General features: G+C 42.7%; 12 protein-coding genes. 7 read left to right on the top strand and 5 right to left on the bottom strand.

Translation table 11 applies throughout. The annotated features are described in order from the left end of the window. The first annotated feature begins 377 nt into the window (after nt 1-377). Together PLE34_RS06935 and PLE34_RS06940 are read left to right on the top strand one after the other, a co-directional pair. Nucleotides 378-797: a hypothetical protein gene (locus PLE34_RS06935; RefSeq protein ID WP_324555289.1), complete on the top strand. Its 420-nt coding sequence runs from the start codon at nt 378-380 to the stop codon at nt 795-797. Between the two features lie 247 nt (nt 798-1,044). Further along, a complete protein-coding gene (locus PLE34_RS06940) occupies nt 1,045-1,728 on the top strand; it encodes a hypothetical protein (protein WP_324555291.1) in 684 nt (227 codons plus the stop codon). Between the two features lie 57 nt (nt 1,729-1,785). On the opposite strand, the gene PLE34_RS06945 is transcribed toward PLE34_RS06940, so the two are convergent. Then, the gene (locus PLE34_RS06945; protein WP_324555293.1) at nt 1,786-2,061 is read right to left on the bottom strand and encodes a hypothetical protein; all 276 of its coding nucleotides are present in this window, start codon (nt 2,059-2,061) and stop codon (nt 1,786-1,788) included. 192 nt (nt 2,062-2,253) lie between these two features. Between PLE34_RS06945 and PLE34_RS06950 the strand changes: the two genes are divergently transcribed. From PLE34_RS06950 to PLE34_RS06970, 5 genes are all read left to right on the top strand, one after another. Continuing rightward, nucleotides 2,254-2,475, top strand: coding sequence for a CDGSH iron-sulfur domain-containing protein (locus tag PLE34_RS06950; RefSeq protein ID WP_324555295.1), 222 nt, complete (start codon nt 2,254-2,256; stop codon nt 2,473-2,475). Nucleotides 2,476-2,543: 68 nt separating this feature from the next. Next, complete coding sequence (locus tag PLE34_RS06955; protein ID WP_324555297.1) at nt 2,544-3,395, top strand: dienelactone hydrolase family protein; 852 nt, start codon at nt 2,544-2,546, stop codon at nt 3,393-3,395. A 315-nt stretch (nt 3,396-3,710) separates the two neighbouring features. Continuing rightward, nucleotides 3,711-3,941, top strand: a complete 231-nt coding sequence (locus PLE34_RS06960) for a helix-turn-helix domain-containing protein (protein ID WP_324555299.1) — start codon at nt 3,711-3,713, stop codon at nt 3,939-3,941. A gap of 13 nt (nt 3,942-3,954) precedes the next feature. Beyond that, nucleotides 3,955-4,275, top strand: coding sequence for a HipA N-terminal domain-containing protein (locus tag PLE34_RS06965; protein WP_324555301.1), 321 nt, complete (start codon nt 3,955-3,957; stop codon nt 4,273-4,275). Then, complete coding sequence (locus tag PLE34_RS06970; RefSeq protein WP_324555303.1) at nt 4,272-5,279, top strand: type II toxin-antitoxin system HipA family toxin; 1,008 nt, start codon at nt 4,272-4,274, stop codon at nt 5,277-5,279. Before PLE34_RS06965 ends, PLE34_RS06970 begins: the two co-directional genes overlap by 4 nt. Nucleotides 5,280-5,383: 104 nt before the next feature. Here PLE34_RS06970 and PLE34_RS06975 read toward each other — a convergent pair whose 3' ends face one another. The 4 genes from PLE34_RS06975 to PLE34_RS06990 all read right to left on the bottom strand — a co-directional run bounded on the left by PLE34_RS06975 (nt 5,384) and on the right by PLE34_RS06990 (nt 13,344). Next, nucleotides 5,384-9,508 (bottom strand): two-component regulator propeller domain-containing protein, encoded by a 4,125-nt coding sequence (locus PLE34_RS06975; RefSeq protein WP_324555305.1) that lies wholly within the window; start codon nt 9,506-9,508, stop codon nt 5,384-5,386. A gap of 97 nt (nt 9,509-9,605) precedes the next feature. Beyond that, a complete protein-coding gene (locus tag PLE34_RS06980) occupies nt 9,606-10,862 on the bottom strand; it encodes a homoserine dehydrogenase (RefSeq protein ID WP_324555307.1) in 1,257 nt (418 codons plus the stop codon). Between the two features lie 5 nt (nt 10,863-10,867). Further along, nucleotides 10,868-11,935, bottom strand: a complete 1,068-nt coding sequence (locus PLE34_RS06985; protein WP_324555309.1) for a homoserine O-acetyltransferase family protein — start codon at nt 11,933-11,935, stop codon at nt 10,868-10,870. A gap of 83 nt (nt 11,936-12,018) precedes the next feature. After that, the gene (locus tag PLE34_RS06990; RefSeq protein ID WP_324555312.1) at nt 12,019-13,344 is read right to left on the bottom strand and encodes an O-acetylhomoserine aminocarboxypropyltransferase/cysteine synthase family protein; all 1,326 of its coding nucleotides are present in this window, start codon (nt 13,342-13,344) and stop codon (nt 12,019-12,021) included. Nucleotides 13,345-13,387: the final 43 nt, after the last annotated feature.

Below are 13,387 nucleotides of genomic sequence, written 5' to 3' on the forward strand. Positions count from 1 at the left end.
TGCAGCGCAGCCGGCGCCCTTTTTTTATTGATGTATATCAACTAAAAACACACAATAAACCCTGCTTTATTACATTGCTTCCCCTAATTTTGTTTTAACAATCCACCGGCAGCAGATACGCAGCTATCTTAATGCCGGGAGCTTCCTGCATAAAGCCACACATTCCTCATCCGCGAACAGCCATTGTAGTATATTAATAAATGTTCGGGCTTTAATCATAACCACCCTTATTACTGTAATCCGCTTTATCCTCTGTACAGCCATATACAGCATAATACCGTATCCTTATAATCCGCTTTTTCAATATCACAGTTCAAAAACCAACCGCGTTCCACCTGTGACGATAAAAAGATTGTACACTTCACAAATCTATAGCAATGAAAAAGTTGATCGTATTGATTTATATAGCGGCTGCAACACTCCTGTTCGGATATGCAAAGGCTGCGGAACCTAACCACCCTGTTGCGCCAATTTCCGGAAAAGACAAAACAGCTATTGATTTCCCTGTACATTTTGAAGACCTGACCGTAAAACTGATCAACAATAAGGCACAAATCAACTGGTCTACCCTAACCGAAAAAAACAATAAGCAATTTGAAATACAGAGAAGTACCGATGGAACAACCTTTAAAACCATAGCCATCGTGTTTACATTAAACGACAGCAATGAAGTAAAGCATTATGTATTCAGGGATGAGCTTAAAGGTGTAAAGGAAAAAAAATTAATATACAGAATCAAGCAGGTGGATACCAGTGAAGGATATGCCTTCAGCAAAACAGTTTCCCCAGCATTATAAAATATTTTAAAAAAGAGTTTATAGAGGTTGTGAAATTCCTAATCGGAAAAAGGCCCCTTGTCCAAGGGGCCTTTAAAAAAACTTTCCTGTTATTATTATAAGCAAACAGTTAATATCTATACCCCCCGAAATACCATTCATTAGTCTCTACCCCAATCCGCCAATTTCTATCTCCTTTGCGTAAAAACCGGTAACCAGGAAATCATCCCTGTTCGTATCTGTTATTCATCAACTAAAACAAGAGACAATGAAACGCATTACCGGGAACATTACAATGATCACCTGCTGTTGCATACTATTTGCAGTTGTACCTTTTGCAGCAGATGCCAATAGCAGTAAACTTAAACAAAATGTTACTGAGGCCTCAGACCCTCCCGCAACTGTAGAAATTGTTTCTTTCAGCGGACAGTCTGCAGCAAACAATAAGAAGATAGATCTTTTCTGCAAAATAAAAAGCAACTGCTGCTATAACATCATAGTGGAACGCAGCAGCAACGGCAAACGTTTTTCGGCCATTGCAACGCTTTCTGATAATAAGCAAATTGCGGAATTTGCCCTGTCGGACAATAATCCCCTGCGCAATACCAACTACTACCGTTTAAAAATAGCAGACAACAAAGGCAATGTAAAATATTCGAAAACAATGGTGGTTCAATTGTACCAGTCAGACGACCTGTCTATGGTAAGTGTAACGCCTAATACCGCGTTAAAAGATCTGCACATTAATGTGCAACTGAAAAACCGTGCTTATATTGTTATGAAAGTTACCGATGAAAAAGGCAGGGAGGTTATTAAAAGAAAAGGCGCCGGCAATGAAGGACTTAATACTTACGAACTGGAGGGAACCGGCACCATGTCTCCCGGCAACTATTTTCTTGAAGTGCTGATCAACAGCAAAGACCTTCTTTCTATGCCTTTAGTAAAGGGATGAAAACAGCAGGCAAAGCGTTTCAGATTTTGGTAATTGAAACGCTTTGCTGCTAATTATTCACTGCTCTTCATGAATTTCATCCAGTTTATTGTCCTTTACAAACTTATCCCTCGCCGCTGTATATACAGATTGCAAATCAATCGTGGCACTTAATGCATCATCTACAAGATTAAATATTTCGGGCAATTTTTTTTCCAGTAAACGGTCTCCCAGGTTGATATTTTCACTTTCTAACTGTGCCAGCTTTTTAACTACGGATGTCTCTGTGTTCCTGGTATCTTCCAGCTCACGAAGCACTTTATCCATGAGCATGCGTTTTTCATTTTTATCCATAACATTTGCTTTATGTAAAAAAAACGAATACCATGCCAATAAGAGAGGGACATAACTCCTTTAAAAAACCAGCTATTGAGTAATTTTTTTCCCACCGGGTGATGTTTTATGCTATATTACCCCACTTTAAATAGCAGCATCTTCCCATCAGGTTTAATTTGTTATTTTAGCACTTAAATCTTAACTTATATCATGGCTACAAAAATTACGGTAAACAGCAATGGCTCTCTTAAAGTAGAAGGCGATTTTGAAATTATGGATAAAGCCGGCAATGTATATGGATTAAACGGCAGGGAAATCATTTCTATTTGCCGTTGCGGACTTTCTAAAAACAAACCCTTTTGCGATGCATCTCACAAGGGGCATTTTGAACATGAAGCCATCGCATTTGATCTGCCACCAAAAAAACAGTAGTAACGCCAGCCCTGAACCATATTATCATGATTTAACGCTTCATTTTTATATCACTAAATCAATTTTATATGGATCAGCAAATCATCAATCTCTACGACGAGTACACACACAGGCCGCTAAGCCGCCAGGAATTTCTGGGGCGCCTTGCAAAATTAGCAGGCGGAACCGCAGCAGCTATGGCCTTACTGCCCATGCTCGAATTGAATTACGCACATGCAGCAACGGTGCAGGAAGCCGGTTTATTTACGGAGCGCATCAGCTATCCCGGTGCAAAAGGAAATATGCAGGCCTACGTAGCGCGGCCTGAAAAAGAGGCAAAATACCCGGCTATTATTGTTATTCATGAAAACCGCGGATTAAATGCCCATATTGAGGATGTTACCCGCCGTGCGGCCAACGCAGGCTATTTGGCCATTGCACCTAATGCCTTATCGCCATTGGGTGGCACGCCTGCCAGTGAAGATGATGCCCGTACATTGTTTCAGCAGTTAAACGCGGAAGACAGCCTGTCTGATTTCATTAAAGTATTTGACTATTTACCCGGCCGTAAAGATTATAACGGGCACACGGGCTGCGTAGGTTTTTGCTGGGGCGGAAGCATGGCCAATAAATTAGCGGTAAATGTGCCTTCGCTACAGGCGGCAGTTGCTTTTTATGGCGGCCAACCCAATGCGGCTGATGTTCCCAAAATAAAGGCGGCGGTGCAACTGCATTATGCAGCGCTCGACGAACGCATTAACGCGGGCATACCCGCTTACGAGGAAGCGTTGAAAAAATCCGGCATTACCTACGAGAAATATATGTATGAAGGCGTGAACCATGCTTTTCATAATAACACGGCCCCTACGCGCTATAATGAAGCCGCGGCAAAATTAGCCTGGCAGCGCACACTGGATTTTTTTGCGAAGTATGTAAAGTAATTTGTATACACCGATCATCAAAATGACTAGTGTCATGTCAACAGTAAAGTATCGTATTATAATTTCCCGCCGATGACATTGATACTCGCTGAGCGGTAGTGTTCTCTGCGATCATCTGCGGAATCTGCGGGACAGTTCACCGGGGAAACGAGGGTTGATACAACACTATATGCTGCGAAAACTTATTTTGAAACTTACCGGAGCATGGATTTACCTGAACTGGCTTTTATAAACATAGTAAAATCACATTTTATTGTGATTTCAATTGCATAATTGAGAGACAAAACCTACTTTTGCCTCTAAAATCACACTATAATGTTAGCCAAGGAACTTGGTGAAACCATAAAAAACAGAAGAAAAGAGTTGAATATTACTCAACCACATTTAGCTGAACTGGCAAAAGTGAGTACCAATACTTTATATAAGTTGGAACGGGGACAAGGCAATCCCTCATTGGAAGTGTTGAATAAACTGGTGGAAATTTTGGGAATGGAACTAACCCTTGAAGTGAAAAACCTGCCGGCCAGCAAGGCAGGGAAGCATTAAGCAAATGAGAGGAATGGAAATATATCGCAATGGAGCATTAGCCGGAACGCTGACAGAAGAAAACCGTCAGCATTTTGTGTTCAGGTATGACGACACTTATTTTAATGACGCCAATAAACCGGCTGTCAGTTTAACGCTTCCAAAAACTCAAAAAGAATACAGCAGCGAATTTTTATTCCCGTTTTTCTTTAACATGCTAAGTGAAGGCGTAAACAGGAAACTGCAAAGCACACAATTGAGGATTGATGAAGAAGACAATTTTGGGTTACTGATGGCAACAGCACAGCATGATACCATAGGAGCAGTAACCGTAAAACCAATAGCAGCGAAATGAACTTAGATGAATTGAAATATTGCCCCGGAACTTTAGCTGAAGGTTTTACCACTTACAGTCCAGGTTGTTTGCGGAATTTGTTCAGTGGCAAAAAGGTAAATCATATTTTGCCTTATGAACAGCCGCAGCAAAGCGAAGAAGTTGCTGAACAGTTTATGGAAAATCGCAAACGCATATCCATATCGGGTGTGCAGGAAAAATTAAGTTTTCTTCTCGAAAAAAATCTGTTGCGTTTAACAAAGGAAGGAGAACAAGGAACTTACATACTAAAACCCATACCAAGAGATTTGAAGAAAGTTGACCAGGTTCCTGCAAACGAACACCTGACTATGCAAATAGCAAAACAGGTTTACGGGCTCAACACGGCCGAAAATGCCATGATATTTTTCAAGAATGGTTCGCCTGCCTACATAACTAAACGGTTTGATGTGAAAGAAGATGGTGGCAAATGGGGCGAAGAAGATTTTGCAACGCTTTCAGGTAAAACCAAAAACAATGCAGGTGCCAATTTTAAATATGACTACAGCTATGAGGAAGTTGGGATGCTGATACAAAAATATGTTCCGGCATGGCGGGTGGAAATAGAGAAATATTTTTCATTAGTGGTTTTCAATTTCCTGTTTTCAAATGGAGATGCTCACTTAAAAAACTTTTCGCTGCTTGAATCAACTAAAGGAGATTATTTATTAAGTCCTGCTTATGATTTGGTAAATACAAAGCTGCATGTGGACGATACAGATTTTGCGCTTGCTAAAGGACTATTTGAAGATGGTTTTAAAAGTGAGCAATACAAAAAAAACGGACATCCTTCTAAAAGCGACTTTACAGAATTTGCCAAAAGAATAGGCGTAACGGAAGGCCGAGTTGAAAAATTGTTGAATCCATTTTTAGAAAATCAGCCCTTTATGGAGACCCTGCTGAGCCGTTCTTTTTTAAGTGATGCGAACAAGAGAGGGTATTTGCTGATGTATAACACTAAAAGGAACTATTTAACCGCAGATTAAGAACAATTACAATTGAACCGAAAACTAAAAAAAGTTGAGGAAACAGAAGTTTGCGTAATATTGATCCCGCCCATCATTACCCAACGATTTGAACCTTCGCTATTTTATCTCTTTGCCGCCCGTTCCCGGTTGGCAGTAATATACTCAGAAGGCAGCATATTAAATTCCTTCTTGAAGAACCTGGTAAAATATTTAGGATTGCTGAAGCCTACTTCATAAGCTACTTCGGCAACCGTCATCTGTGTTTTTCCCAACAGTTGCGCCGCTCTTTTCATACGGATGGCGCGAATAAAATCTAAAGGCGCTTTGCCCGTAAGCGAAAGTAATTTTTTATACAAAGCCACCCGGCTCATGAACATTGCCTTGCTCAAATCTTCAACAGAAAAATCAGACTCCGCTATATTCTTTTCCACCTCTTCCACAGCCTGCCTGATGAAATTTTCATCTACCGGCGTTACACTGATGGCTTTGGGCTCTATTTCTATTTGTTTTTGAAATAGCCGCCGCAGGGTTTCCTGGTGTGCCAGCAAGCTTTTAATCCTCGATTGCAGCATCTCAAAGCTGAACGGTTTGGTGATATAATCATTTGCGCCTGTTTCAAAACCTTCCAGCTTTTGCTCTTCAGCACTGCGCGCAGTTAGCAATATTACAGGGATATGCGAAGTGCGAGCATCGTTCTTTATTTTATGGCATAGCTCCAGTCCGCTCATACCCGGCATCATAATATCGCTGATCACCATATCCGGTTGAAATTCCTGCGCTTTTTTCCATCCTTCATTCCCGTCCATCGCTTCATATACGGTATAGTTGGAACGTAAATTGTCTTTGATGTAAAAACGAATATCATCGTTATCATCCACTACCAGCACACTCTCTTTTTTCCGTGACGACTTATGCGGTATTTCCTCCGCGAGGGTATCATGTGCCGTATGCATTACAATAGCTGTTTCGGTTGTGCTATCGCCGGCAGCATCAGCAAACCGGAGCTTGACAGGAAGGCTAACGGTAAACCCCGTTCCTTCTCCCGCTTTACTCTTAACATGGATGCTGCCTCCGTGCAAACGGGCGAACTCACGTGAAATGGCCAACCCGATACCACTGCCCTGATTCAGTATATTACCAGGTGCTTCATGCTGAAAAAAACGTTCAAAAATCTTATCCTGCTCTTCCTCCGGAATACCTATGCCACTGTCTTTAACCGTAATTTCAATACAACTCCCCGCATCCGCAGCTTCCTTAACCGTTATATCCACGCTTATGCTTCCTTTCTCGGGAGTAAACTTAAACGCGTTCGACAACAGATTGAACATAATACGCTCTATCTTATCCGGGTCAAACAACATCTCCAGCGATTCTGCAGAAGAACAAAAAGTAAAACTGATATTCTTTTTTTCCGCAAGGTCGTTAAAGGAAAAAGTAAGCTCTTTTACAAAACCCACGATATCACCCAAAGAAGGATACAGGCGCAATTCATGCATCTCCAGCTTCCTGAAATCGAGCAACTGGTTAACTAATGCCAGCAGCCGTTTGGCATTACGGTATATGAGCTGAAAATGTTTTTTTTGCCCTTCATCTTCCGCTTGCTTCATCATTTTCTCCACGGGGGTAATAATGAGCGACAGAGGCGTTCTGAATTCATGGCTCACGTTGGTGAAAAATTTAAGCTTCAGCATATCCAGCTCATGTATGCGCTGCGCTTCTTTTTTCTGATGATCAAACTGGAAGCGCATTTTTGCACGCTGAATAGTGAGCCTCCGCGCCAGCAACAGGATGCCTGCCGCAAAAACAATATACAGGAGAAAAGCAGGCCAGGTTTTCCAAAACGGGGGCAGGATGGTGATGCGCAATGCAATGCCTTCGTTATTCGTTTCCTCAAATTCGCCATCCGCTTTCACCCTGAATGTATATTCGCCCGGATCAAGATTGGTATAGGTAATGGTTCGCTGCCTCCCGTCGGTAGTAAGCCATCCCTCGTTAAAACCTTCCAGCGTATACATAAATTTATCCTTCAGCGATTGAATGGAGCCCGGCGCAGTGAATCCTATGGAAAACACATTCTGGTCGTATCGCAATGTAATTGCTTCCGTTTCGGTGAAGGACTTGTTTAATACTACATGCCCCCTGATCTCTTCTCCTACGCTTACCGCCCTGTTGAACAGCAGAAATTCGGTTAATGCTATCCGGGGGATGGTTTTCTGCACAAGAAATTTATCAGGGTTGAAAAGGTTAAACCCATAAGGTCCGCCAAAGATCAGCTCGCCTGCGCGGGTTTTAAATGCGGCTTTATCATTAAATTCCCTTCCCTGCAAACCATTGGATTCATCATAATTTTCAACCTGTATGGTTACCCTGCCGGCTACATTTTTTACCACTACATTGCTTAACCCGTTAGGCGTACCCACCCAAAGGTTACCCTTATTATCTTCCAGCAGGGTAAGAATCGTATTGTCGGCCAACCCATCTTCCTTGCGAAAAACGGTAAACGTATTATTTTCTTTATCTAACAGGTTCAACCCTTCACGTGTGCCTACCCATAACATCTGGCGGCTGTCGAGCAGCAGGGTAATTACATTATTATTGCTTAATGAACTGCTGTCGCCGTCATCATGCCCCAAATAACGAAACAGCTTATTTTTTTTGTCAAATACATCAATACCATTGGATGTGCCGATCCATATATTATGCGCTTTATCTTCAATAATGGCGGAGATATAATTGGAATGCAATGAGCGCCCGTCTTCTACCCTGTAATGGTGGAAGACCTGCTTCTCCCGGTTGTAGCGGTTAAGCCCGCCGCTGAGTGTTCCTATCCATAAATTATGATCACTGTCTTCAAATATTTCCCAGATGCTGTTGTCTGAAATGCTGTTCGTATCGGCCGGGTTATGGCGGAAATGCCTGAATTTTTTACCATCATAACAATTCAGCCCTCCAAAATAAGTACCTATCCATAGCTTTTGCTCATGATCCACCAACAGGCTAACGATCACATCATTACTCAAACTGTTCGGATCGGAAGGATCATGACGAAAAACCGAAAATTTATTCCGCAGGCGGTCATAATACACTAATCCGCCGCCATTTGTACCTATCCATAAATTTCCTTTTGCGTCTTCCGCGAACCTGTTCACATCTTCGTAAGGCAGGCTGTTAACATCAGAAACTTTATGCCTGAACAGGCTAAACATGGCCATGCGGTTATTGTAATAACAAATGCCCTGCTTGTATGTACCCAGCCATATAATATTGCTGCTATCCTTATATACCGAATAAATACTGTTTTGGCTGATGGTGGTATGATCTTCTGCATCGTTGAGCAAATAGCGAACGGTTTTGCTTTTTTTATTTACCAGGTTTACGCCGCCATGATCCGTACCAATCCATATTATCCCTTCCTGATCCTGTGTTATACCTGTAACAATATTCGTATTAAGCCGCATATCACCCTTTTCTTTTGAAAAGTGCGATAACCGGTCGCCGGCAGGCTGGTAATAAAATACACCTCCGGGATTGCCGGCTAACAAAACACTCATCCAAAGCTCATTATCGCTATCTATAAATAAAGTGTAATTCTGGATGCTGCCTTTTGTACTGTGCTTCATCTGGCTGGTTCGCTGAACTACGCGATAGGTAGCTGCATCAAGCTTTTCAATAATACCATTGCGGTGAACGATCCAGATATTGTTATGCGCATCCTGCGCCAGTGCCGCCACATCATTGGTGGCAATACTTAAGGAATCATCGGGATCATGCTGCAGGGGCATTATTTTTTTTGTTGACGGCGAATACCGGTATACACCGGCATTGTTTTGATACACGAACCAATAGTTACCCTGGCGGTCTTTTACAACGGAATATACATTACCGGGAGGGAGCGATAATTGCGATAAATACCGGGTATCATTCCTGCTTAAATTATCTGTAACAGGATCATATACATTATTGCCATTACGGGTAGCTATCCATAGTTTTCTATCGGGCAGTTCAAATATCCTTTCAACATAATTATCACTAAGTGAAGCGGAATCACGCAGGTCATTTTTAAATACCTTGAAATCGTAGCCATCAAAGCGGTTCAGACCCGACATGGTGCCAAACCACATAAAACCACTGCTATCCCTGAGTATGCAGTTTACCTGGCTATGCGAAAGTCCATGGCGCAAATCAAGCCGCATGAACTGGTAAGCTTCTCCCTGCGCAAGTACGCAGGCGTGAAACAGCAGCAGCATACTCAAAAAATAAAAACGCTTAATACACATATTGGAGCAGGCCAAGCAGTTAGGTTCTGGAATAATTTATAAATCCCTTAAAGATAAAATAAAAGCATCAATCCAGTATTCCTGCCAGCTCCAAGCTTTTCTTTTTAAGCTTTCTTATTTCGATATCTTCAATAATAGCATCCGGAACGAGTATCAGCGATACATTATTCTCTTTCCACCAGGAAGCGGTTTTGAGATGGTTAAAATGTAACACGCCGGAAAGATACTTCCGCTCACCGGCATGCCACTCTTCAATCCACTCAAATTTTTCACGCGGTATATTTTTCCAGTCGTCAAAACTCAGGTAAACCCGAACAAAAAAATCATTGGTAAGCACCGGAGGCGTATGATAATATAGTTTTTTATATTCATAACGGTACCCATACCGGAGCGCAGAAATATCACTCAGCACCGCGGAAGCGGTAGGAAAGCTTCCGGCGCCTTTGCCATAAAAGAATTGTTTGTCGGCAAAGCTGCTTTCAATGACCACGCCATTAAACTCATTTTTCACAAATGCCAGCGGATCATCGTGCATTACAAACTGGGGCAATACAAAAGCGGCCACTTTACCGTTGTTTAATTTTTTTGCCTGGGCCACTAATTTTATTTCATAATTCCTTTCACGGGCCACCGCAGCATCGCTCAGCTTAATATTCTGAATTCCGTTAAAAACAATATTTTCCGGTTTTTCAACAATGCCATAGGCATGGGTTAGCAAGAAGGTCCACTTGTTCAATGCATCCCACCCGTCTACATCTAATGAGGGATCCGCTTCAGCAAAACCAAGTTGCTGTGCCAGTATCAATGCCTGTTTGAAGTCGAGCTTGTCTTCAAACATTTTAGTAAGGATGAAATTGGTTGACCCGTTTACAATAGCCCGTATGGAATGCAGTAAATCATTGTCATAATATTCCTCTAAGTTTCTTATAACCGGTATAGAAGCACACGCGGCCGATTCGCATAAAAAAGGCTGGTTATATTGCTGTTGCATGGCCAGTATTTCTGTAAGATGCTCCGCGATCATTTTTTTGCTGGCGCTTACTACCGCTTTACCATTTTTTAACGCGGCAGACACAATTTCAAATGCCGGCTCCGACTCGTTGATCACTTCCACAATTACATTAATTTCCGGGTCATTCAGCAATTCAAACCTGTCTGTAGTAAACAGGGCGGCGGGTGCATTTCTTTTTTTCCCAGGGTTTTTTATACAAACTTTTTTTATTGTGGCATGCAGTGAGGGCGTTTGTTCCAGCACCTTATACAACCCTTCTCCTACCACGCCAAAACCAAATAACCCGATATTCAACTGCCGGTGTGTATTCATGTATTTTACTGATTTACAATTTTTAAATAACTCGTCCTTTCTTCTTTCAGAAAAGATTTTAATACCCGCTCAATTTTTTCATATTCCAGCAAAAAGCCATCATGTCCGTATGCCGATTCTATTAAATGATAGGCAGCCCCGGGTATATGATCTGCAATTTTTTTCTGTTCGTCTGGCGGAAAAAGCAGGTCGTTGGTAATGCCGATCACCAAAGTTTTAGAACGTATACGGCCCAAAGCTTCCTCTACAGAATTCCTGCCCCTGCCCACATCATGCGCATCCATTGCCTGGCTGAGCCGGTAATAGCTGAATGCATTAAACCGTTTGGCCAGTTTTTCACCCTGGTAACGCTGGTAGCTTTCGGCCGCCTCTCCCCCAAAAGGATGAGAAACAGGCCACGCTGTTTTCTTATCCCTGGGCTGGGTAAGATTATACGTATTGTTATTGCGGTAACTCAGCAACGCAACGCTTCTCGCCGCCTTCATGCCCTGCAAGCCCGCTTGCGGCATTTTTTCCTTCCAGGTGACGTCTGTTTCTATGCACATGCGTTGTGAAGCATTAAAGGCTATCCCCCACGGCGAATGCTGCGCATTGGTGGCCAATGCCACTACATGCTCAAATAATTCCGGCTCTTCAATTGCCCACTCCAATAGCTGCTGGCCGCCCATAGAACCTCCTATACCTGTATGTACTTTTTTGATGCCGAGATGCTCTTTCAACGCCCGGTAGGTTCTTACCATATCCCTCGTGGTAAACAGCGGAAAATCGTGATACCAGCGTTCGTTGGTTGCGGGATTAATTTCCAGCGGACCAATGCTGCCATAACAGCTTCCGGGCATATTAACACAAATAATAAACCATGTAGCGGGATCAAACAACTTTCCTTCCCCTACCAGTCCGGGCCACCAGTCTGCAGGATTGCTGTTAGCGGTAAGCGCATGAAACACCCATACCACATTATCTTTCCTGGCATTGAGCCTGCCCAGCGTGGTATATGCCAGGTGGTATTGCGCAATGGTTTCACCGCTTTCCAGTATAAAAGGTTCCGTATGTGTATACACCTGTGTAGACATATTTGCAGCAACTTATTATTCTTGCATCGCTTTCATTACAAAAGAGGAAACGTGAAACAAAAGCTTCACGTTTCTTTATTTACTTAGTTTAAGGCAACTTTTGATGTAAACACTTTTTCAAATGCCTGCTCAAAGTCTGCTTTTATATCATCAATATGCTCCGTACCTACGCTTATTCTCACCAGGTTGGGTTCAACGCCGGCAGCTTTCTGCTCTTCATCGGTTAACTGCTCATGCGTGGTAGACGCCGGATGGATAGCCAGCGTTTTGGAATCTCCCATATTGGCAAGATGGCTTACCAGTTGCAGGGAATCTATAAATTTGCGGCCATTCTCTTTTCCGCCCTTAATACCAAAGTTTAAGATACCTCCAAACCCGTTCCGCAAATACTTCTTGGCCAGCGTATGATAGGGACTGCTTTCCAAACCGGGATACCATACAAACTCTACTTGGGGATGAGCTTCCAGCCATTGTGCCAGTGCCAGTGCATTCTGTACATGGCGTTCCATGCGCAATGAAAGCGTTTCTAAGCCAAGCAGGCCCAGGAAAGCATTGAACGGGCTCTGGCAGGTGCCCAGGTCTCTTAACCCTTCTACCCTTGTGCGGATAGCGAAAGCGATATTGGGTAAGCCCAGTGGGTTGCCTTCACCAAATACATCCCAGAATTTCAATCCGTGGTATCCTTCACTGGGTTCTGTAAATTGAGGGAACTTACCATTACCCCAATTGTAATTTCCGCCATCTACTACTATGCCGCCAATGGTTGTACCATGACCGGCTGCCCATTTTGTGGTAGCCTGCACCACTACATTGGCGCCCCATTCAATAGGACGGAAAAGATAGCCGGCAGCGCCATAAGTATTATCAACAACTAAGGGAAGATCATATTCTTTCGCCAGTGCGGCGAATTTTTCAAAATCGGGCACGTTCAGCCTCGGATTACCTATGGTTTCCAGATAAATGGCCTTTGTATTCTTGTCAATAAGCTTCACAAAACTTTCTATATCATCCCCATCAGCAAAGCGGGCTTCTATACCAAGACGTTTAAATGCTACTTTAAACTGGTTATATGTACCGCCGTACAAATAAGAGCTGGTTACAAAGTTTTCGCCTGCCTGCAAAATATTGTGCAGCGCCAGCAGTTGAGAAGCCTGCCCCGATGAAGTAGCCACCGCAGCCACACCACCTTCCAGCGCCGCAACCCTTTTTTCAAATACATCAGTAGTGGGGTTCATGATGCGGGTATAAATATTGCCAAACTCCTTTAAGCCAAAAAGATTGGCAGCATGTTCGGTGTTATTGAAGACATAAGAAGTCGTTTGGTAAATAGGCACCGCTCTTGATTTGGTAGTGGGATCAACTTCCTGACCGGCATGCAACTGTAAAGTTTCAAAACGATAATTACTCATGAAAAATGAATTTATTGAATTATGAATAAAATATTAAATATAC

It is taken from the genome of Agriterribacter sp. (assembly GCF_035445465.1).
Classification (GTDB): Bacteria; Bacteroidota; Bacteroidia; order Chitinophagales; family Chitinophagaceae; genus Agriterribacter.